The sequence below is a fragment of the Agromyces terreus genome, assembly GCF_009749465.1.
In the GTDB taxonomy this organism is placed as follows: Bacteria; Actinomycetota; Actinomycetes; order Actinomycetales; family Microbacteriaceae; genus Agromyces; species Agromyces terreus.
In genome coordinates this window covers 197579-216086 of record NZ_WBIS01000003.1, presented here as the reverse complement: position 1 = coordinate 216086, position 18508 = coordinate 197579, and the positions used below count along the sequence as shown (strand labels likewise).

The 18508-nt window shown below is 71.6% G+C and carries 24 protein-coding genes; 9 read left to right on the top strand and 15 right to left on the bottom strand.

Annotated elements, in window-relative coordinates:
* Position 1: 1 nt before the first annotated feature.
* Both GQQ92_RS09655 and GQQ92_RS09650 read right to left on the bottom strand, forming a co-directional pair.
* Entirely contained in the window at positions 2–1459 is a 1458-nt protein-coding gene (locus GQQ92_RS09655; RefSeq protein ID WP_156999040.1) for a phytoene desaturase family protein, read from the bottom strand.
* Between the two features lie 4 nt (positions 1460–1463).
* Complete coding sequence (locus GQQ92_RS09650; protein WP_197738185.1) at positions 1464–2198, bottom strand: NUDIX hydrolase; 735 nt, start codon at positions 2196–2198, stop codon at positions 1464–1466.
* Between the two features lie 75 nt (positions 2199–2273).
* Here GQQ92_RS09650 and GQQ92_RS09645 point away from each other — a divergent pair, with 75 nt between their 5' ends.
* On the top strand, positions 2274–3107 hold the full coding sequence (locus GQQ92_RS09645; RefSeq protein WP_156999038.1) for an MBL fold metallo-hydrolase: 834 nt from the start codon (positions 2274–2276) through the stop codon (positions 3105–3107).
* A 49-nt stretch (positions 3108–3156) separates the two neighbouring features.
* On the opposite strand, the gene GQQ92_RS09640 is transcribed toward GQQ92_RS09645, so the two are convergent.
* Positions 3157–3459, bottom strand: a complete 303-nt coding sequence (locus tag GQQ92_RS09640) for a DUF1540 domain-containing protein (protein ID WP_156999037.1) — start codon at positions 3457–3459, stop codon at positions 3157–3159.
* Positions 3460–3620: 161 nt separating this feature from the next.
* On the opposite strand from GQQ92_RS09640, the gene GQQ92_RS09635 reads away from it, so the two are divergent.
* The 6 genes from GQQ92_RS09635 to GQQ92_RS09610 all read left to right on the top strand — a co-directional run bounded on the left by GQQ92_RS09635 (position 3621) and on the right by GQQ92_RS09610 (position 6216).
* The gene (locus GQQ92_RS09635; RefSeq protein ID WP_156999036.1) at positions 3621–3863 is read left to right on the top strand and encodes a GrpB family protein; all 243 of its coding nucleotides are present in this window, start codon (positions 3621–3623) and stop codon (positions 3861–3863) included.
* Positions 3864–3895: 32 nt separating this feature from the next.
* Positions 3896–4390, top strand: coding sequence for a DUF2975 domain-containing protein (locus tag GQQ92_RS09630; RefSeq protein ID WP_197738184.1), 495 nt, complete (start codon positions 3896–3898; stop codon positions 4388–4390).
* Entirely contained in the window at positions 4390–4593 is a 204-nt protein-coding gene (locus GQQ92_RS09625; RefSeq protein WP_156999034.1) for a helix-turn-helix domain-containing protein, read from the top strand. Before GQQ92_RS09630 ends, GQQ92_RS09625 begins: the two co-directional genes overlap by 1 nt.
* A gap of 180 nt (positions 4594–4773) precedes the next feature.
* Positions 4774–5319, top strand: coding sequence for a hypothetical protein (locus tag GQQ92_RS09620; protein ID WP_156999033.1), 546 nt, complete (start codon positions 4774–4776; stop codon positions 5317–5319).
* On the top strand, positions 5316–5867 hold the full coding sequence (locus GQQ92_RS09615; RefSeq protein ID WP_156999032.1) for an RNA polymerase sigma factor: 552 nt from the start codon (positions 5316–5318) through the stop codon (positions 5865–5867). The genes GQQ92_RS09620 and GQQ92_RS09615 overlap by 4 nt, the downstream gene beginning before the upstream one ends.
* Positions 5868–5997: 130 nt before the next feature.
* Positions 5998–6216 (top strand): hypothetical protein, encoded by a 219-nt coding sequence (locus tag GQQ92_RS09610; protein WP_156999031.1) that lies wholly within the window; start codon positions 5998–6000, stop codon positions 6214–6216.
* A gap of 25 nt (positions 6217–6241) precedes the next feature.
* Here the strand turns inward: GQQ92_RS09610 and GQQ92_RS09605 are convergent, their stop codons facing one another.
* On the bottom strand, positions 6242–6583 hold the full coding sequence (locus GQQ92_RS09605; protein ID WP_156999030.1) for a hypothetical protein: 342 nt from the start codon (positions 6581–6583) through the stop codon (positions 6242–6244).
* 272 nt (positions 6584–6855) lie between these two features.
* A complete protein-coding gene (locus GQQ92_RS09600) occupies positions 6856–7260 on the bottom strand; it encodes a DoxX family protein (RefSeq protein WP_156999029.1) in 405 nt (134 codons plus the stop codon).
* Positions 7261–7466: 206 nt separating this feature from the next.
* On the opposite strand from GQQ92_RS09600, the gene GQQ92_RS09595 reads away from it, so the two are divergent.
* Positions 7467–8603, top strand: coding sequence for a trans-sulfuration enzyme family protein (locus tag GQQ92_RS09595; RefSeq protein WP_156999028.1), 1137 nt, complete (start codon positions 7467–7469; stop codon positions 8601–8603).
* A gap of 31 nt (positions 8604–8634) precedes the next feature.
* On the opposite strand, the gene GQQ92_RS09590 is transcribed toward GQQ92_RS09595, so the two are convergent.
* The gene (locus GQQ92_RS09590; RefSeq protein WP_232057609.1) at positions 8635–9471 is read right to left on the bottom strand and encodes an alpha/beta fold hydrolase; all 837 of its coding nucleotides are present in this window, start codon (positions 9469–9471) and stop codon (positions 8635–8637) included.
* A 78-nt stretch (positions 9472–9549) separates the two neighbouring features.
* On the opposite strand from GQQ92_RS09590, the gene GQQ92_RS09585 reads away from it, so the two are divergent.
* Positions 9550–10329 (top strand): EI24 domain-containing protein, encoded by a 780-nt coding sequence (locus GQQ92_RS09585; protein ID WP_156999027.1) that lies wholly within the window; start codon positions 9550–9552, stop codon positions 10327–10329.
* On the opposite strand, the gene GQQ92_RS09580 is transcribed toward GQQ92_RS09585, so the two are convergent.
* The 9 genes from GQQ92_RS09580 to GQQ92_RS09540 form a co-directional block, all read right to left on the bottom strand.
* Positions 10305–10886, bottom strand: coding sequence for a class I SAM-dependent methyltransferase (locus GQQ92_RS09580; RefSeq protein WP_156999026.1), 582 nt, complete (start codon positions 10884–10886; stop codon positions 10305–10307). The two genes, GQQ92_RS09585 and GQQ92_RS09580, sit on opposite strands and share 25 nt — an antisense overlap.
* Before the next feature lie 71 nt (positions 10887–10957).
* Positions 10958–11899, bottom strand: coding sequence for a cytochrome b/b6 domain-containing protein (locus GQQ92_RS09575; RefSeq protein ID WP_156999025.1), 942 nt, complete (start codon positions 11897–11899; stop codon positions 10958–10960).
* 238 nt (positions 11900–12137) lie between these two features.
* The gene (locus GQQ92_RS09570; protein ID WP_156999024.1) at positions 12138–12677 is read right to left on the bottom strand and encodes a hypothetical protein; all 540 of its coding nucleotides are present in this window, start codon (positions 12675–12677) and stop codon (positions 12138–12140) included.
* 32 nt (positions 12678–12709) lie between these two features.
* A complete protein-coding gene (locus GQQ92_RS09565; RefSeq protein ID WP_156999023.1) occupies positions 12710–13321 on the bottom strand; it encodes a histidine phosphatase family protein in 612 nt (203 codons plus the stop codon).
* A gap of 82 nt (positions 13322–13403) precedes the next feature.
* Positions 13404–13835, bottom strand: a complete 432-nt coding sequence (locus GQQ92_RS09560) for a VOC family protein (RefSeq protein WP_156999022.1) — start codon at positions 13833–13835, stop codon at positions 13404–13406.
* 133 nt (positions 13836–13968) lie between these two features.
* Positions 13969–14394 (bottom strand): VOC family protein, encoded by a 426-nt coding sequence (locus tag GQQ92_RS09555; protein WP_156999021.1) that lies wholly within the window; start codon positions 14392–14394, stop codon positions 13969–13971.
* Between the two features lie 19 nt (positions 14395–14413).
* Positions 14414–15448 carry a LacI family DNA-binding transcriptional regulator gene (locus tag GQQ92_RS09550; protein ID WP_197738183.1) on the bottom strand — a complete coding sequence of 345 codons (1035 nt, stop codon included), beginning with the start codon at positions 15446–15448 and terminating at the stop codon, positions 14414–14416.
* Between the two features lie 45 nt (positions 15449–15493).
* Positions 15494–16996 (bottom strand): sulfatase family protein, encoded by a 1503-nt coding sequence (locus GQQ92_RS09545; RefSeq protein ID WP_156999019.1) that lies wholly within the window; start codon positions 16994–16996, stop codon positions 15494–15496.
* Positions 16997–17066: 70 nt separating this feature from the next.
* A complete protein-coding gene (locus tag GQQ92_RS09540) occupies positions 17067–18371 on the bottom strand; it encodes an MFS transporter (protein WP_197738182.1) in 1305 nt (434 codons plus the stop codon).
* Positions 18372–18508: the final 137 nt, after the last annotated feature.

Sequence of the window (18508 nt, the reverse complement as noted above, 5' to 3'; positions counted from 1 at the left end):
TTCACCGCCCGAACCGCTCGCGCAGGGCGAGCCGCGCGGCCCACCAGCCGTTCATGCCGTGCACGGCCGGGCCGGGCGGCGTCGCGCTCGAGCAGAGGTACACGCCCGGGATCGGCGTGCGCCAGGGCGCCGTCGACACCACGGGCCGCTTCACGAGCTGGGCGAGGCTGAGCGCCCCGGCCGAGATGTCGCCGCAGACGTGGTTGGCGTTGCGCCTCGCCATGTCTGCGGCGCTGCTCGACGCCGACGCGAGCACGAGGTCGCGGAACCCCGGCGCGAACCGTTCGATCTCGGCGGTGATGAGCTCGGTCGCGTCGAACGTCGATCCGGCGGGGACGTGCGTGTAGGCCCAGAGCACGTGCTTGCCGGCGGGCGCACGGGTCGGGTCGAGCACGCTCGGCTGGGTCGCGAGCACGTACGGATGCCGCGGCGCACCGCCGACCCCGGGCTGGCGTCCGGCGTGCACGGCCCGCTCGGCGGCCGCGATCTCGGCGCGGGTGCCGCCGAGGTGCACGGTCGGCGCACGGCCGACGAGCGGGTTCGACCACGGCACGGGCCCGTCGAGGGCGAAGTCGACCTTCGCCACCCCCGAGCCGTAGCGGTAGCGCTCGAGCGCGCGGCGGTAGCCCGCGGGCAGGTCGGGCTCGCGGAGCAGCAGCGCGGGGGTCGTGTCGAGCAGCACTGCGCGGGAGTCGCGCACCTCGGCGAGGCGCTGCACCGGGGCATCCGTCACGATCTCGGCGCCGCGTTCGCGCAACTCGTCGAGGAGCGCGTCGGCGATGGCCTGCGAACCGCCCCGCGGGAACCCCCAGCCGACGCCGTGACCGTGCATGGCGAGCAGCAGCCCGGCCCCCGCGGAGGCGAGCGAGGGCATCGGGCCGGCGTGCGCGACGACCCCGGCCAGCAGGGCTTCCGCGGCCTCGCCGTCGCCGCCCGGGCCGGCGCCCGCGCCCGCGAACCGGCGGTCCCACAGCCACGGCAGACCCTGCTCGAGGGCCCGCAGGCCGAAGCGCAGCGCGGCAACGGGGTCGCGCGGCACCCGCAGCAGCTGCGACCCGGTGAGCTGCACCACGCCGCGTTCGCGAGCGAGGAGCGGCGCGACGAGGCGGCGCCAGGCAGGCCCGGCCGAGCCGAGTCCGTCGACGGTGCGGTCGAGGTCGCGCCACGCGATGCCCGCGCGGCCGCCGTCGAGCGGGTGCGCGTAGGAGACCTCCGGCACGACCCACTCGACGCGGTCGAGCAGCCCGAGCCGCCGGAACACGGGCGACGCGAGCCCGGCCGGATGCACCGCCGACCCGACGTCGTGCCGGAACCCGGGCAGCGTGAGCTCGGCCGTGCGCACGCCCCCGCCGAGCGTCGGAGCGGCCTCGAGCACCCGCACCGACAGCCCGGCGCGCGCCGCGACCACGGCCGCGACGAGACCGTTGGGGCCGCTGCCGACGACCGTGACGTCGGTCACGGGCTCAGAACCCGGCGCCGAGCGTGTTGACGTAGATCCACGGCAGGCGGTCCATCACCAGGCGGTGCCGATCGCCGCGGGCGTCGGGCCCGTCGTCGGGCACGGCGTGCGAGGCGGCGTGCTCGGCGTCGGCGTCGAACGCCTCGTCCTCCTGCCAGAGCACGGCGGTGCGGTCGTCGCTGTAGCGCGAGACGTACGGACGGATTTCGCCCGCGGCGAGTTCGGCGAGCGCCTCGTCGACGGATGCCGCGCGGGTGAGCCCGTGCACCGTCACCCACGTGGGCGGCCAGAGCGTCATGCCGCCGGTCGCATGCCGTTCGAGCACGTCGATCGGTCGGATCCACTGCACGGCCACGACCTCGTCGGGCGCGAGCCGCAGTTCGCCCTCGGGAACACGCGCCGCGAAGAACCACGTGCGCAGGCGCTTCGGGGAGCCGGGCGGCGGGGTCCAGTGCGAGAACGCCACGAGGTCGTCGGCCTCGACCACGAGGCCCACCTCCTCGAACGTCTCGCGCACGGCGGCGCGTCGCGCGGCCGCCTCGCCGTCGAGCACGCCGTCGGAGGCATCCGCCGCATCGACGGCCCCGCCCGGGAACACCCAGGCGTCGGCGAACGAGCCGCGGTGCGGGCGCTCGGCGAGGAGCACCTCGACGCCGCGCTCGCCGTCGCGCAGGAGCACGACGGTGGCGGCGAACCCGTCGACCGAGTCGTCCATGAGGGCGTCGAGCTCTGCGGACATCTCCCCACAGTAGAACGGTCCGCGCCGATCCGCACCCGGTGTCGCGAGCGGGCCGGCCGCCGTATGCTTCGGAGCATGAGCGATCGGCAACGGCACCATGTTCGCGCCTTGACTCCCCCGGCGGCCGTCTCGCGGCTCGCCACCTGCGTGCTCGCGCCGAACCCCGGCCCGATGACCCTCGACGGCACGAACTCGTACGTGCTGCGGGCACCGGATTCGGCCGGCGTGGTCGTCGTGGATCCGGGGCCGCTCGACGAGGCGCATCTGGCGCGCCTGGCCGAGTTCGGCACGGTCGAGCTCGTGCTGCTCACCCATCATCACGGCGACCACCGCGACGGCCTCGCGCGCTTCGCCGAGCTGACCGGGGCTCCCGTGCGCGCGGTCGACCCCGCGTTCTGCGTGGGCGCCGGGCCGCTCGTCGACGGCGAGCGCATCGCGGCGGCCGGGCTCGCGATCGAGGTGCTCGTGACGCCGGGGCACACGGCCGACTCGGTGTGCTTCTCGCTGCCCGACGATGCGCCGCACGGCTCGGTGCTCACGGGCGACACGATCCTCGGCCGCGGCACGACGATCATCGCCGACCCCGACGGTGCGCTCGGGCCGTACCTCGGTTCGCTCGAGCGCCTGCGCGAGCTCGGCCGCGCGCGGTCGGGTCACGTCGCGGTGCTCCCCGGGCACGGCCCCGTGCTGCAGGACCTCGGCGACATCTGCGACGAGTACCTCGCGCACCGAGCCGAGCGCCTCGAACAGGTGCGGGCGGTGCTGCGCGGCCTGGGCGCCGACCCGGCCGATCCCGAGACGGTGGCGGGCGTCGTCGACACGGTCTACGCCGAGACGGATGCCGCGGTGCGGCCGGCCGCCGAGGCTTCCGTGCGCGCCCAGTTGGCCTACCTGCGCGAGCACGGCTGAGCCCGGCGCACGCGGGGCGCGCCGGGCTCGAGGTCGAGTGGAGGAGGGCCTACGAGGCCTCGTACGTCAGGCAGTCGGCGCTGTCGGCGCCGGCACCGATGCGCACGGATGCCGCGGTGCACTCGAGCGAGTCGTTGTGCACGCACTCGGAGCGCTGGCACGCGCCCACGTGCGTGACGACCTTGTCGAGCCCGCCGCGCGTGCCGAGCGGGATGAACGTGGCGCATTCGGCGTCGCCGACGGCGCCCGCGATCGTCACGGCCGCGGCATGGCAGTGGGAGTGGTCGTTGTAGGAACAGCCGGCCACCGAGCACTCGGAGACGGCGGGCAGTTCGTCGAGGGTCATGCTCATGGGGACCTCCATGCGGCTCGGATGCGTATCGCGATGCTACGCCCGAGCCCCCGGAGACCGCCACGCATTCCGGCCGCTTTTCCCCAGATCAATGCTGATTTTCTTCTTAGGCCAGCCTCACCTGACCGCCGAGATCGGACGTCGTCGATGAGCACGTCTGGGTGAAGTCGCTCTTCGTGCATCCCGACGAAGACGTCATTCTTCACGTGCGCCGCCTCGATTCCCCATGGGGTCGATATGCGGTCGCGTTCCGGGATCTCCTCCGAGCAGACTCGCTGGTGCGGGCTCGCTACGAGGAGTTGAAGGTTCGACTCTCAGCTCAGAACGAAGGCAAACCCGACTACGACGACGACACCCGGGCGAAGTCCGACCGGCGATGCTCGCTGAGCCACTCCATCTATTGACTTTCGATAGGCGATCTCTCGACAATCGATCCATGGATTTCGACCTCCCGCGCCCCTCTCGCAGTCTCGTCATCATCACTCAGGCGCTGCTTGGGGTGCTGTTCCTCGCTGGTATCGGGGCCCTCGTGGTCCTGCCCGGCGTCAGTGCGGATCTCGCGGAGAGCTTGCCTGAGTACTCGGATCTGCGCGGACCGCTCCTCGCTCTGGCGATCGCCTTCATTGCCCTCGCGCTCATCGCGCTGGCGATGATCTCGTTGCTCGTGCACCGCATCTACCGCGGAACCGTACTGGCCCGAGCGTCGTTGCTCTGGGTCGACGTCCTCATCGCCTCCCTCGCGTGCGCTGTCGCGCTCGTGGTCACGAGCTTCGTGGTGATCAGCAACGGGCAGGCAGGGAGTCCGTTCCTCGCGCTCATTCAGGTGATGGTCGTTCTCGTCCTCGTCGTAGTGGGCTGCGTCACGCTCGTGCTCCGATCGCTGCTTCGCCGCGCGACGCTCATGCGTGCCGAACTGGAGGAGGTGATCTGATGCCGATCCGCATCTCGATCGACCGCATGCTCGTCGAGCGCCGGATGAGCGTCGGCGACTTCGCCGAGGCGATCGGCATCACGCCGGCAAACGTCGCCGTGCTCAAGAACGGCCGCGCGAAGGCAGTGAGATTCTCCACACTCGCCGCGATCTGCCGAGTCCTCGACTGCCAGCCCGGAGATCTCCTGCACTACGAGGACTGACGACAACGGAAGCTCGTGACATCTGCGGCCTGATCCCAACACCGCGGCGAACAGGAGGCCGACCGCGACGAGCGCCGACGACTGATGCACAATTCGCGGTGCGAATCGCGATGATCATGGACGTTCCGGGTGCGAGCGGACATATACGTGTGAAAGCACAAGAACGGAACGGAGTCGGCAGTGGATGATGACCTCGACAGGCTGTTGCTTCGCTCGAAACCCGACGTTGCCGAGAGATCCACTGGGCTGACCGAAGCCCTCGACCGGCTTCTCGATGAAGCGCATCCGCCTCGACGCCAGCGTTGGCGACCGGTCCTCGCGGGAAGCTTCATCGTCTTCGCGCTGGCGGGCGGCGCCTCGGTTGCCGCAGCCGCGCCCGGAGTGCTCGCCTGGTTCGGGTGGACCGACAACACGACCTCCTACTCGCACGGTGACGAACGGTGCGACGAGGGGTTTCGGGTGGTGCCAGCGTCCGAGAGCAGCGACGGTGATTCGCCTTCGTTGCAGGCCGCACGCGAGTACCTCGCATCACTCGATATCGATGCCATCGACCTCAGTGCCCAGCTTGCCGAAGACGCTCAAGACGGCAGCCGGTCCCGGAACCCTGAGTCGGTTGCCCGCAGCACGCTGATCTACGACATGACGATCACGCACGTCGCCGCGCTCGGCCTACCCACCTCGGATATCTCCATCGAGTCGGGCGGCGTTTGCGAAGGCCGACGATGACCCGGGCGGCCCTCGCGAGCGAGGCGAGACTCGAGCAGATCATCCGAACGAGTGCTCCCGATCTCCTGGTCTACTTCGAAAGGCGAGTCCTTCCACGCGCGGACGCGGCCGACCTGCTCAGCGAGACCCTGATCGTCGCGTGGAAGCGCGTCGACCGCCTTCCCGCCGACGACAGCGAGGCCCGCAGATGGATGTTCGGCATCGCCGCACGAGTACTCCTCGCCTCCCATCGGACCAAGCGTCGTCGACACGAGGCCGTCCAACGGCTACGCGACGAGCTGACCCGCGCGAATCTCGTCGCACCGAACGAGGTCGAATCCCTCGAAGAAGCCGAATACGTACGCGCCGCGATCGCGAGGCTGCCACCCCGACTTCAAGAGCTCGTACGCCTGATCCACTGGGACGGGTTCAGCCTCGTAGACGCGGCCGCCGTGACCGGTACATCGCCGTCGACGGCTCGGTCGCGATATGCGCGTGCACGCGAGCTACTCCGAGGCGAACTCAGCGGCCGACCCGACCCAACGCAGGCGACGTTCACTGGCCGGTAGTGCCGGTCATAGACGAGATTTCGGCACCAGGTCGGATTTCCCGTTGCGCACAGCGATCCCCTCAGGGGGGCTGTCGAAGGATCTGACGAAAGACCCCTGATCGAGCGAGTATCAGGGCTACGGTCGTCTCATGGGAGACAAAGTCGACCCCAGCACGCCGGCCGAACACGTTGCGGACCGAGAGCCGCCCTATCAGGCGCTCTTGCCGAACTTCGACAAGCTCAGCCACTCGTCATTTGAGAAGGGCACCGTCAGCCGGCGGAGGATCAACGGAGCGCTTCTCATGCTTGCGCTCATTCCCGTCGTAGTGGTTGCCGTCATCTTCGTGCCGCAACTCATCATCGGTTGAGTCGGCGACGGAGTCGCTGGAGGATCTAGGCCGGCCGGATGGGGCCGCGTAGGGGCCAGGGCTCGTACTGCACGTCGGCGAACTCTGCGACTTCCTCACTCAGACGTCGAGCGATCTCTTCCCCGTCGGCACCCCATTGGTCGCGGGCGTCGACGCCGTCCCATCCATCTGCATCGTTGAAATGTGCTTCCCAGAACGAGTTCCACGCCGCGATCGATGTCGTCAGATCCGCGGACAGGCCATACATGGCGGGCGTCGTCGTGTAGCCGACGTCCCACGTCGGCGTCGAGTTCTCCCACAGCGGCCAGTCCCGCGAGTAGTCCGGGAAGAGACGGATGACCCGTCGCTCCGGCGGCAGCTCGCTCATGAGGTGAGGCTACCTCCACGAGCAGGGCATAACGATCTGCGCGAACGTCGCTCTGAAGCGATCCGCCTTGGCCGACGGTTGGCACCCCGCGGCGCGCGGGCCAGAATGGGAGCACAACCGCGAAGGGGTCTCACCATGTCGATTGAAGCCGTGATCTGGTCGGTGCTCGGAGTCATCGCCCTCGTCGGCGGGGTCGGCCTCGTCGCCGCCATCCTGTCGCTCGTCAAGGCGCCCAAGGCCTGATCCCGGGCGGTCGGCCCGGTCGGGCCGGCTCAGTGCTTGCGCGGCGCGGTCGACCAGAGCGCGAGCGCGACGAGCAACGGCTGGAACAGCAGGCGCATGAGGCGGGCCCGATCGCTCGTGAGCCCGAACGCGTCGCGGCCCTCGGTCCATTGCGCGATGTTGCCCGGGAACACGGCGACGAAGAACGCCGCGACGATCCACCCGATGCGGCGGCGCTCCTTCGGGAGCACGACCAGCGCCTTGCCGAGCGCCACCTCCACCACGCCCGAGGCGACGACGACGCCGTCGGCGTCCATCGGGACCCACGTCGGCACCTGCGCACGGAACTCCTTGCGCGCGAACGTCAGGTGGCTGATGCCGGCGAACACGAGCAGGCCGGCCAGCAGCCAGCGCCCGATCGTGCGGGGAACCGTGGAGGTGCGTTCGTCGCTCATGCTCCGACGCTAGGCGACCCTCCCCCGCCTGTCACCCCCCTTGACGTACGGGGACGCGCGGGGTCGCTGCGGTCTCCGACTCCCCGCGCCGGAGCCCGGCGTCGTCACGACCGGTCACGGCGTCGGGGCCGCCCGGCCGTGCGGGTTACGCTGGCTGGGCCCGTGCGCGCGGCACGCGGCATCCGTTCGCCCCATGGAGGTTCCCCGTGCCCGATTCGACCTCGGCTGCGCCGGCGCTCCACCCCGAGACCCGCCTCATCATCGCCGGCCGGCCGCCCCACGAGCCCGACCAGCCCATGAACGTGCCCGTGCACCTCACCTCGACCTACGTCGCGGGCGGCGACCTCGAGTACGCGCGCTACGGCAACCCCTCGTGGACGGCGTTCGAAGACGCGCTCGGAGGGCTCGAGGGCGGGCGCTGCACCTCGTTCGCCTCCGGCATGGCGGCGATCACGGCCGTGCTCGACCTCGTGCCCGAGGGCGGCACCGTCGTCGCGCCCCGTCACTCGTACACCGGCACGGTCGCGCAGCTCGACCAGCTCGCGTCGAAGGGCCGCCTCCGCGTCGACTACGTCGACATCAGCGACACCGCAGCGGTCGCGGCGTCCCTCGCCGGCGCCGCGCTCGTGTGGATCGAGTCGCCCACGAACCCCGCGCTCGAGATCGCCGAGATCCCCGAGCTCGTCGCGGCCGCGCACGAGCACGGCGCGCTCGTCGCCGTCGACAACACCTTCGCGACGCCGCTCCTGCAGCGGCCGCTCGAGTCGGGCGCCGACCTCGTGGTGCACTCGGCCACGAAGTACATCTCGGGTCACAGCGACGTGCTCATGGGCGCCGTGATCACGGCGAGCGACGAGCTGTCGGAGAAGATCGTCGCGCACCGCTCGCTGTTCGGCGCGATCCCGGGCCCGTTCGAGACCTACCTCGCGCTGCGCGGGCTGCGCACCCTGCCCGTTCGGCTCGAGCGCGCACAGGCCACGGCACGCGAGCTCGCGACGCGCCTGGCCGGGCACGACGAGCTCGACGAGGTGCGCTACCCCGGGTTCGGCGCGATCATCTCGATCGTCGTGCGCGGCGGCAAGGAACCCGCCGACCGGCTGGTGCAGCGCACCGCGCTCTGGGTGCACGCCACGAGCCTCGGCGGCGTCGAGTCGACGTTCGAGCGCCGCCGCCGGTGGCAGCTCGAGCAGCCGACCATCCCCGACGGGCTCGTGCGCCTCTCGGTCGGGCTCGAGCACGTCGACGACCTGCACCGCGACCTGGTCGCCGCGCTCGACTCGCTCTCGGATCCGGGCGACGACCGCGGATCGGCCCTCCCAGGCCCGAGCGCGCCGGGCGCCTGACCCGGCGCGCCGCCTGAACCGGCTCGCCGCGTCAGTGCTCGAGCAGCCAGTCCATCGCGTCGGGCACGACGTCGAGCACCGACACGTGCCCGTCGTCGAGGCGCATCCAGAGCGTCGCATCGGGCAGGTGCGCGAGCAGCCACGACGCGTGCGTGCGCGGGACGACGCGGTCGCCCTCGCCCTGCACGACGAGCACGGGCGCGACGACCTCGGCGAGCTCGAATCCCCAGTCCGAGGTGAAGGCGACGTCGTCGTCGATGAGCCCGTCGTCGCCGAACTCGGCGGACCTCGCGACATCCGCCCCGAGATCCGACCAGGCGCCCTCGAGCGCGGCGAAGTCGGCGGGCAGGAACTGCTCGGGGTCGAACTCGTCCGCCTCGGCGAACCGCGCCCTCGCGGCACGGCCGCCCTCCCGTGCGGACCGCAGCCCACCGGGGGCCCGCATGCCGCCGAACCAGTCGAAGCGCGCGGTGAACGGGGCGAGTGCGGCGAGCGTCACGACGCCGCTCACCCGCTGCGGATGCCGCGCCGCGACCGCCAGCGCGTGCGGCCCGCCGCCCGAGGCGCCCATCGTGGCGAACCGGTCGACGCCGAACGCGTCGGCGACGGCGGTCGCGTCGTCGCCCGCGGAGCCCACGTCGCGCCCCGGCCTCGCGCTCGAGCCGCCGTACGAGGGGCGTGCGTAGGAGATGAGCCGGATGCCGCGTGCCGCCGCCGCGGCCGCGACCGGCTCGAGCGGGGCACCCGTCTGCGGCGAGCCGTGGTGCCACATCAGCACCGGGCCGGAGGAGGCATCCGCCACCGTACCCGCGTCGTGGGCACGCAGCACGCCCCCGCCGGGCAGGTTCACGTCGATCGATGCGAGCACGGGCGCTCCTCCTTCGGGCACGGGCGCGGGCGCGTCCGGCGGCGCGTCCCGCGGAGCACCAGCCTAGGCTGGACGGCGATGATCCAACGGTTCCTGCTCGGGGTGCGCACGCTGCTGCGCGGATTCGGCTTCTGGCGCCGCCAGCCCGGCACGATGATGCTCGGCCTCGTGCCGGCCGCCATCGTCTGGGTCGTGGTGCTCACGGCGCTGGTCGCGCTCGGCTTCAGCCTGCCCGGCATCACCGTCTGGGCCACGCCGTTCGCGGCGGGCTGGGTCGAGCCGTGGGCGACGATCGTGCGCACCGCCGTCGGCGCCGTCGTGCTCGGCGGCGCGATCGTGCTCGCCGCGGTCACGTTCACGGGGCTCACGCTCATGGTCGGCGACCCGTTCTACGAGCGCATCTGGCGTGCCGTCGAGGCCGACCTCGGCGGCGAGCCCACCGGCGAGGGCATCGGGTTCTGGCGCTCGGCGGGCGACGCGGCCGGCTTCATCGCGCTCGGCATGCTCGTCTCGATCGGGGTCGCGCTGAGCGGGCTCCTGCCGATCGTCGGCGGCGTGCTCGCCCCCGTGCTCGGCGTCGTGCTCTCGGGGCGGCTGCTCGCGTGGGAGCTCACCGGCCGCGCCTTCGAGTCGCGCGGCATCGGGGCCGACGAGCGCTCGGCGCTGCTGCGCGGGCATCGTTCGCGGCTGCTCGGGTTCGGCATCGCGACCCAGCTCTGCTTCATGGTTCCGCTCGGCGCGATCTTCACGATGCCCGCGGCCGTGGCGGGCGCGACGATGCTCGCGCGCGGCGTGCTCGATGATGTCGCGGCGCGCCCCGCACCGCCGGTCGATCAGCGCGGCGCGACGCCCTCGTAGAGCAGCACCGGCACCGGGCCGAGCGGGAACGAGCGCACCCGGAGGCGACGCACGTCGACGCCCGCGAACCCCGCGGCCTCGAGCAGCGGCTGCGGATCGCGGTTCCAGTGGCAGCCGTGGTCGAGCTTCGCCGACAGCGGGGTCGCGACGTTCTGGACCGCCCGCTTGAACGTGCCGCGCGGCGCGGCCACGTGGTCGACGAAGACGACCCGCCCGCCGGGCACGAGCACCCGCCGCAGCTCGGCCAGCACGACGGCGACGTTTCGCACCGAGCAGAGCACGTAGGTGCCGACGACGGCATCGACCGCGGCATCCGGCAACGGGATGTGCTCGGCCGTCGCCCCGAGCGGCGTCGACGCGTGCCGCCACTCGCGCGCCCTCGTCGCGAGTTCGGCGCGGCGGCCGGCGTCGGGTTCGAGGCCCGTCCAGACGACGTCGGGATGGAAGGCGCCGAAGTTCTCGCCGTCGCCCGCGCCGATCTCGAGCACACGGCCCCGCACGCGGCCGATGAGCTCACGTTCGAGGTCGTCGAGGTCGTCGTTCGTGATCACGTCCACGCCGGGCCACGATACCCGGGGGCGCCGACGGCGTCAGCCCCGAGGCATCCGCGGCACGCCCGGTCGTTCGGTCAGCCCCGGACGGTGCCGCCCTTCGCCGCGATGCGCTTCAGCAGCGGCGGCTTGGCAAGCACCCAGGCGACCGCGATGACGGCGACGGATGCCGCGAACACGACGAGCCCGATCCAGTCGTCGGCGTCGCGCGCGGTGTACATCTGGTTGAGCTTGCGGAGCGCGCCGGTGGTGAACACGAGCACCACGTGCACGAAGGTGAACACGAGGAAGAAGAGCATCACCGGGTAGTGCACGGCCCGCGCGAGGCGTTCGGGCACCGCGCGGGCGAGGCGGCCCTCGGGCGGCCAGACCGACGAGAGCCGCAGCCCGGTGAGGATCGCGAGCGGCGCCGCGACGAACACGACCGCGAAGTACGCGAGCTGCTGCAGCGAGTTGTAGACGACCCACGAGTTCTCGGTCGGCCAGTCGAGCGAGGCGTACTGCAGCGCGGCCGAGAGCGCGTTCGGCACGACCGCCCAGTCGGTCGGCACGATGCGCAGCCACTGGCCGGTCGCGAAGAGCAGCACGAGGTAGAGCACCCCGTTGAGCACCCAGAACGCGTCGAGCCAGAGGTGCAGCCAGAGGAAGATGCCGAGTCGGCGCGGGGCGCGCTTCGTGCGCGGCCAGCGGCTGTTGTCGCGGGTGAAGAACCCCGGCGGGCGCTGCTTCGAGCGCAGTTGGAACCCGGTGCGCACGATGAGCACCAGGAAGAACGTGTTCAGGAAGTGCTGCCACCCGAGCCAGGCCGGGATGCCGACGGGCGTGCCCTCGGGCGGCGGCACGATGCCGGGGTACGCCGCGATGAAGTCTTCGCCGGCCGGGCTCTGCCGCAGCCAGCGTGCGACGAGCACGATCACGACCACCGCCACGACGGAGATGAGGGTCGTCCAGCCGACGAGTCGACGACGCGACTTCACCCACTCGGCGGCGCGCGAGGTCTTCGAGGCGGTCTCGGTCATCGCGCGGTGGAATCCTTCCGGAGGGCAGACGACCCCGGCGGGCCGACGGTGCTGGGGGCGATCACGTTCGGGTCGCGGCGGGGCGACGGATGCCTCGACGATAGCGCCGCCGCCTGAGCGGTGCGAGTCGGGCGTGCAACAGATCGCCACAGCGTCCCCGCCGGTCGAGGAGCGCAGCGTCTCGAGACCACCGCACCACGGTCTCGAGACGGCGCTGGCGCGCCTCCTCGACCGGCGCTCAGGCGTCGGAGCCCGGCAGTCCGACCCGGTCTGGCACCGACATCGGCACCCGCGGCAGCCACGAACCCACCTCGGGCCACGCCCGGCCGGTCGGAAGGCGGCGCAGGAGCCCCGCGAGCGAGGCATCCGCCGCCGGCCACGGAATGACCCTGGTGGGCGATTCCGCGGCGAGCACGCCGAGCCACCAGTGCTTCCAGGTGACCGGCAGGTCTTCGGGGTGCAGCACGACGTAGTAGTCGGGCACGTTCATCTCCCGGCGACCGGCGGCGTCGAGGGCCCGCTCGATCTCGAGCTCGAGCACCCCGAACGTCGACTGGTCGTCGAAGAACTCCACCCACGCCGCGGCCACGTGGCCGAGCGGATCGTGGTCGTGCACCACGTACGGGGCGTTCGATCCGGCCGACCAGCGCACGACCTCGTCGTCGGAGGCATCCGCGAGGCTCGCCGCCTGAACGTTCGGAAACCGCTCGAGCGAGCGGATGGCCTGCGACGCCTCGTCGCCGACCACGACCAGAGTCGTGCTGACCGGTGGCTCCATTTTCGGAGTCTACGTCGGCACGACGCCGAGGACTACGCGGCGCGCTCGTCTTCGGCCGCGCGGGCCTCGAGGTCGAGCAGGACCTCGGCGAACTCGACGCCCGCGACGGTGTGCACGCGCCACGCGGCATCCTCGAAGCGCACATGCGAGCTCGACAGGTTCTCGAACCGCGGGTAGTGCCGGGGGTCGTGCCCCGAGATGCCCGAGAGCGTGTACCGGATGAAGCTGCCGTGCGCGACCGCGAGCACCGGGGCGCCGCCGTGGTCGGCCGAGATGCGCTCGAGGCCGCGCAGCCCCCGCCTGGCGACCTCGGCCTCGGGCTCCTTGCCCGGGATCGCACGGTCGGGCCAGCGCGACGCGATCTCGGCGACGTGCACGCCCTCGGCCTCGCCGTACTCCTGCTCGAGCAGTTCGTCGTAGGTGCCGCCGATCGGCAGGTCGAGCGCGTCGGCGAGGATCTCGGCCGTCTCGCGGGCGCGCCCCAACGGGGAGCTCACGACGCTCTGCCAGAGGCCGCCGGAGAAGGCGGATGCCGCGGCGCGGGCCTGCGCCCGCCCCACATCGTTCAGCGGGATGTCGGTGCGGCCCTGAAGACGGCCAGCAGCGTTCCAATCGGTCTGACCGTGGCGGATGAGCGCGAGCATGACCTCCACCCTAGGCAGACGCGGCTGGGAAGGCGCCCACCACCCGCCGGTCGCACGCGGCTTCGCAGCGTCGTCGGCGCGGTCAGCCGCCCATCGCGACCGTGCCGTCGGACATGACCGGCGAGAGCATGCCGAAGAGGTTGCCGTCGGGGTCGAGCAGGTAGCCGCCGCGGCCGACGCCCTCCATGTCTTCGAGCGGCGATGCCACGGTGCCGCCGAGCTCGATGCCGCTCGCGAAGGACGCCTCGACGTCGTCGACGCCGACCACGAAGTTCGCGCCGTTGACGGGCGCGCCGGGCTCTGGCCGGGGTCCCTGCCGTTGGGTCAGACCGCCGTTGATGCCGTGCCCCGCCCGCCCGTCGACGTTGCCGACGGCGCCCTCGCCCGTGTCGATCATCCAGTAGGGCGCGTCGCCGAACTGCGTGAACCGCCACCCGAACAGCGCGGTGTAGTAGTCGACGAGCCGCTGCGGCTCGGTCGCGTGGATCTCGAAGTGGACGACGAGGTTGGCCATGATCTCCCCCTGATGCGTGCGGACGACGGCGAATCGGATGCCGCGTGCATGACCGCCTCGGCGAGCGGCGGCGCCCGATGCGGCACAGGCTACCCGCCGCCTCCGACCTCCGCCAGACCGAGCGCCAGACCGGTCAGTCGAGCTCTTCGAAGAGGGTGAGCTGCACGGCCGCGGGTCCGCGGAGGCGCGAGTTCATCGACCGCCACGGCGTCTCGCGGGGCTCGGCGATGAGCTCGGCCCCGGCCTCGACGAGCCGCGCGGTGACCGTGACGGCGTCGTCGACCTCGAGGGCGACCCGCAGGTGGTCGCTCGGCCGACCCTCGGCCTCGACCCGGTCGATGAAGCGCACCTGGGCGGGGTTGGAGAGCTCGAGCGTGGCCCGCCCGGCGTCGAGGATCACGACCTCGGCGCCGTCGTCGCCGCTGTACGCCTCCTGCGTCGGCATGCCGAGCACGTCGCGGTAGAACGCCAGCGCCGCCTCGAAGTCCTCGGCCTCCACGACGAGGCGCAGTTGGCGCACGCCTCGGGCCTGCTGGGTCGGCTGGGTCGGTTCGGTCATCTCGGTCCCTCTCCTCCGGTCAGGTTCGGCAGCCGCACGACTCGCGCACGACGAGTTGCGGCACGAGCGAGCGCACGGTCTCGTCGTCACCCGTGCCGTGCAGCAGGAGCTCCCCGGCGAGCCGTCCGAGGCTCGGCGCGTGCACCGAGACGGTGGTGAGGCCGGGCGTCGTCATCGAAGCGAGCCGGATGCCGTCGATGCCGACGACCCGGCATTCGGCGGGCGGGATGCCCGCGTCGTTCAGCGCCTTCAGCACGCCGATCGCGATCATGTCGCTGTGGCAGACGACCGCCTCGGGCGGACGCGTGCCTTCGGCGATCAGGCGCGAGGCGACCTCGTACGCGGAATCGGAGTTCGGGCGCGTGGGCACTCCCCATTCCATCGCCTCGACGAGCCCGGCGGCCCGCACGTTCGAGGAGAAGCGCGCCCGACGGAGCACATGCGGCACGGCGTCGTCGATGCCGCCGAAGTAGGCGACCGTGCGCGACGCATGCACGCCGAAGAGGTGGTCGCAGGCGATGTCGACGACCGCCTCGTCGTCGGCGCCGACGTACGGGAACCGGTCGCCGGGCAGATGCCGGTTCATGATGACCGCGGGCATCTGCGTCGCGCGCAGCGCGTCGAGCTCGTCGGGGCCCGTGCCGATCGCGGGGATCAGCACGAGTCCGGCGGCCCGCTCCTCCGCGAGCTCGCGGATGATCCCGGTCTGCACGGCGAGGTCTTCATGCGTGTTCGCGAGCACCACGAACTGGGAACCCTCGCTCATGGCGGCCTGGAGACCGAGCGCGGACTCCGCGACGAAGGGGTTCGCGACGTCGGGCACGACGAAGCCGACGAGGTGGCGGCGCTTGGTGCGCAGGTTCGCCGCGGACCGGTTGTAGACGTACCCGAGCCGGAGCGCCTCGGCCTGCACGCGCGCCCTGGTCGCCTCGGACACGACCGGATTGCCGCGGAGCGCGAGCGAGACGGTCGAGACGGAGACCCCGAGCGAGGAGGCGACGTCCTGCATGGTCTGCGCGGCGCCCTCACGAGCGGTGGGGTCGGCATCCGTCACGGTACTCATCTTGTCACGCGCCCGTCTTCCGGGCGCCGGTGCGTCTCAGTCCCGTTCGGGAGACCACGGCCCGCCGCGGACCACCAGGGTCGCCGCTTCGGCGTCGAGCTCGAGCGCGGCCATGCTGCGCAGGGTCTCGTCATCGGGTCGCATGCCGAGCCGCAACGAGACGTTCGAGGAGGCCGTGTCGAAGTCCGCGTCCGCCAGGTCGGCGAAGTGCGTCCGGGCGAGGTCGCGCATCGCGACGAGCGTGTCGCGTCGGCGCGGGTTGTATGCGAGGTTCGCGCTCTCGCGCGGGTCGCGCACGCGGTCGAGGAGGAATTCGCGGCGGTCGAACGCCGACCAGATGTACTTCCACTCCTCGGTGATCACCGCGTAGAGTCCGGCATCGCCCTGCTGGTACTGGCCGTAGACGGGTCCGGGCTCGTCGCCGGCGAGCACCGAGCGGCCGTCGCGCGGATCCCCCGCGGTGCCGGTCGCCTCGAGCAGGGTGGCCCGGACGTCGACGAGGCTGACCGGGTGCGGCATCCGCTCGGCTTCGAAGCCCGGTCCGCTGATGATGAGCGGAACCCGCGCCGCCGCGTCGAGGAACGACCGCTTGCCGTAGAACCCGTAGTCGCCGAGGAACTCGCCGTGGTCGGCCGTGACGACGACGATCGTGTTCTCGCGCTCGCCCGACGCGTCGAGCGCGGCGAGGATGCGGGCGACCTGCGTGTCGAGGTAGCTGACCGAGGCGTAGTAGTACGCCGTGCGCAGCTGCTCGAGGCGCCGGTCGTGGCCGCCGTCGCGGTACTTGTAGCGGTTCTGCAGCCGGTTGTAGATCGTCTCGAGCGACTCCGAGCCCTGCGGCACGAAGGGATCTGGCATCGTCGACGGCTCGAAGCGGCGGTGCCAGGGCGACGGCGGGGCGAACGGCGGATGCGGGGCGATGAAGCTCGACCAGAGCAGGAAGGGCGTGCCGTCGTCCGCCGCGCCCGGCTCCCCCGCTCCCCCGGCGTGCGACTCGAGGAAGGCCACGCTGCGATCGGCCACCCAGTGCGAGTGGTGCAGGTGCTCGGGCACCGGCGAGAGCTGGGGCACGTAGTACATCTCGTCGCGGAGCCCGTGCGGGTGCTCGACGAACTCGAACCCGTGCTCTTCGACGAATCGCAGGTAGTCGTCGGTCTCGGCGGTGCCGAACTCCTCGCCGATCTCGCGGCTCTGGAACCCGCGGAGCGCCGTGATGTCGGGTGTGAAGTGCATCTTGCCGATGCCGTGGGTGCGGTAGCCGGCGGCCGTCAGGTCGTCCATGAAGGTCGAGGCGGATGCCGTGGGCATCTCGTTCTCGAAGCAGTCGCCGTGCTGCGGCTCGAGCCCGGTGATGAACGCCGAACGCGACGGCACGCACACCGGCGACGGCGTGTACGCCGAGTCGAACACCGTGCCCTGCCGTGCGAGCGAGTCGAGGGCGGGGGTCGCGACGATGGTGTTGCCGTAGCACCCCAGCGCATCCGCGCGCAGCTGGTCGGCGAAGATGATCAGGACGTTCGGACGCGCTGGGGTGGTCACGGTGTTGCTCCTCTTGCGGTGGTGACGGTGTTGCCGGCGGTGCTCGTGCGGCCGGGGGTCGGGACGGCGACTACGCCGCGACCGCGACGGGCTCGCTCTCGCCGACCTCTTCGAGGCTGTCGGGGCGCTTCGGCATCCAGATCACGCCGATGAGCACGCTCGAGGCGACGGCGGCGAAGAGCACCCACGCGAACGCGTCGAAGCTGACGGCGATGATGAGCGGCACGAACAGGCTCCACACGGCCAGCGCGACCTTCTGGCCGAAGATGATGACGCCCTGCGCGGTCGACCGGACCATCGTCGGGAAGAGCTCCTGGCACCAGACCCGGTAGAGCTGCTCCTGACCGCACGAGGCGGAGAGGGCGAAGACCACGACGAAGGTGAGCACGACCCACGGGTTGTCGAGGGGCAGGAAGATCATCATCAGCAGCGCGAGCGCCGTGAACAGACCCGCGATGCCGTACAGCCACCGGCGGTTGACCCGGTCGACCATGGGCATGAAGAGCACGGCGACGCCGATGCCGGTGAGTCCGAAGTAGAGCGCGTTGAAGCCCACGCTCGCGGCCTGGCCCTGCGCGCCGACGGTGCTCAGGATGAAGGGCAGGAAGAACCCGAACGTGCCGAGCGCGATCGCACCGAGCGAGTGCACGAGGAACACGAAGAAGAGGCGACCGCCGTAGTTCTTGAACAGCATCCGGAGCTGCGCGGCCGACATCTGCGACTTCGCGCGGGCGGCCACCCACATCTCGGATTCCTTCAGCTTGCGGCGCAGGATCCAGGTGATGAGCGCCACGAGGGCCAGGTGGGCGAAGACGATGCGGATGCCGAGCAACCCGAGGTCGGCGAGGGCGAGCGCGAGCAGCAGCACGACCACCGGACCGAGGCTCCAGAAGATCGAGGTCATGCCCATGAGGCTGCCGCGCTTCTTGGCGGGCGCGATCTCGCCGATGAGCGCCCAGGACGTGGGCACGTCGGCGCCGACCGCGAGCCCCAGGATGATGAGGCCGACGAAGATGACCCAGCCCTCGGGGGCGAACGCGACGAGCAGGGCGCCGAGCACGTAAAGCAGGAGGTCGTACTGGTAGACGCGCTTGCGGCCGACCTTGTCGCCGAGGTAGCCGCCGACGAGCGCGCCGACGGCGTAGGAGCCGGCGTTCACGCCGAGCGCCGCGAGCAGGCCGAGCACGGTCGGGCTGAAGCCGAAGGCCGCCGTCCAGAACACGAGTCCGGCGGATGCCGCGACGATCGCGCCGGCGTCGAGGTAGTCGGCCATGCAGGCGAGGATCACGCGCTTCCAGTCGACGCGTTCGGGGCGGGTCGATCCCGCGGCGGGGGTGCCGCCGGGGGCACCGCTCGCTGTGTGCACCGTGGTCATGTTCATCTCCGTTGATGTCGTTCGTTCGAAGGGGGCGGGCGATTTCAATCGATTGAAATCTGTTGACCAAAGATAGCGACCGGTCGCAGACGCGTCAAGTCCCGACCATGCGATCGGCGCGCCCGGGCCGTGCCGCC

Coding starts and splice junctions, on each gene's coding strand:
- GQQ92_RS09650 (WP_197738185.1), bottom strand. CDS start 2,198: ATGTCCGCAGAGCTCGACGCCCTCATGGACGACTCGGTCGACGGGTTC.
- GQQ92_RS09645 (WP_156999038.1), top strand. CDS start 2,274: ATGAGCGATCGGCAACGGCACCATGTTCGCGCCTTGACTCCCCCGGCG.
- GQQ92_RS09640 (WP_156999037.1), bottom strand. CDS start 3,459: ATGAGCATGACCCTCGACGAACTGCCCGCCGTCTCCGAGTGCTCGGTG.
- GQQ92_RS09630 (WP_197738184.1), top strand. CDS start 3,896: ATGGATTTCGACCTCCCGCGCCCCTCTCGCAGTCTCGTCATCATCACT.
- GQQ92_RS09625 (WP_156999034.1), top strand. CDS start 4,390: ATGCCGATCCGCATCTCGATCGACCGCATGCTCGTCGAGCGCCGGATG.
- GQQ92_RS09615 (WP_156999032.1), top strand. CDS start 5,316: ATGACCCGGGCGGCCCTCGCGAGCGAGGCGAGACTCGAGCAGATCATC.
- GQQ92_RS09610 (WP_156999031.1), top strand. CDS start 5,998: ATGGGAGACAAAGTCGACCCCAGCACGCCGGCCGAACACGTTGCGGAC.
- GQQ92_RS09605 (WP_156999030.1), bottom strand. CDS start 6,583: ATGAGCGAGCTGCCGCCGGAGCGACGGGTCATCCGTCTCTTCCCGGAC.
- GQQ92_RS09600 (WP_156999029.1), bottom strand. CDS start 7,260: ATGAGCGACGAACGCACCTCCACGGTTCCCCGCACGATCGGGCGCTGG.
- GQQ92_RS09585 (WP_156999027.1), top strand. CDS start 9,550: ATGATCCAACGGTTCCTGCTCGGGGTGCGCACGCTGCTGCGCGGATTC.
- GQQ92_RS09575 (WP_156999025.1), bottom strand. CDS start 11,899: ATGACCGAGACCGCCTCGAAGACCTCGCGCGCCGCCGAGTGGGTGAAG.
- GQQ92_RS09570 (WP_156999024.1), bottom strand. CDS start 12,677: ATGGAGCCACCGGTCAGCACGACTCTGGTCGTGGTCGGCGACGAGGCG.
- GQQ92_RS09565 (WP_156999023.1), bottom strand. CDS start 13,321: ATGCTCGCGCTCATCCGCCACGGTCAGACCGATTGGAACGCTGCTGGC.
- GQQ92_RS09560 (WP_156999022.1), bottom strand. CDS start 13,835: ATGGCCAACCTCGTCGTCCACTTCGAGATCCACGCGACCGAGCCGCAG.
- GQQ92_RS09555 (WP_156999021.1), bottom strand. CDS start 14,394: ATGACCGAACCGACCCAGCCGACCCAGCAGGCCCGAGGCGTGCGCCAA.
- GQQ92_RS09540 (WP_197738182.1), bottom strand. CDS start 18,371: ATGACCACGGTGCACACAGCGAGCGGTGCCCCCGGCGGCACCCCCGCC.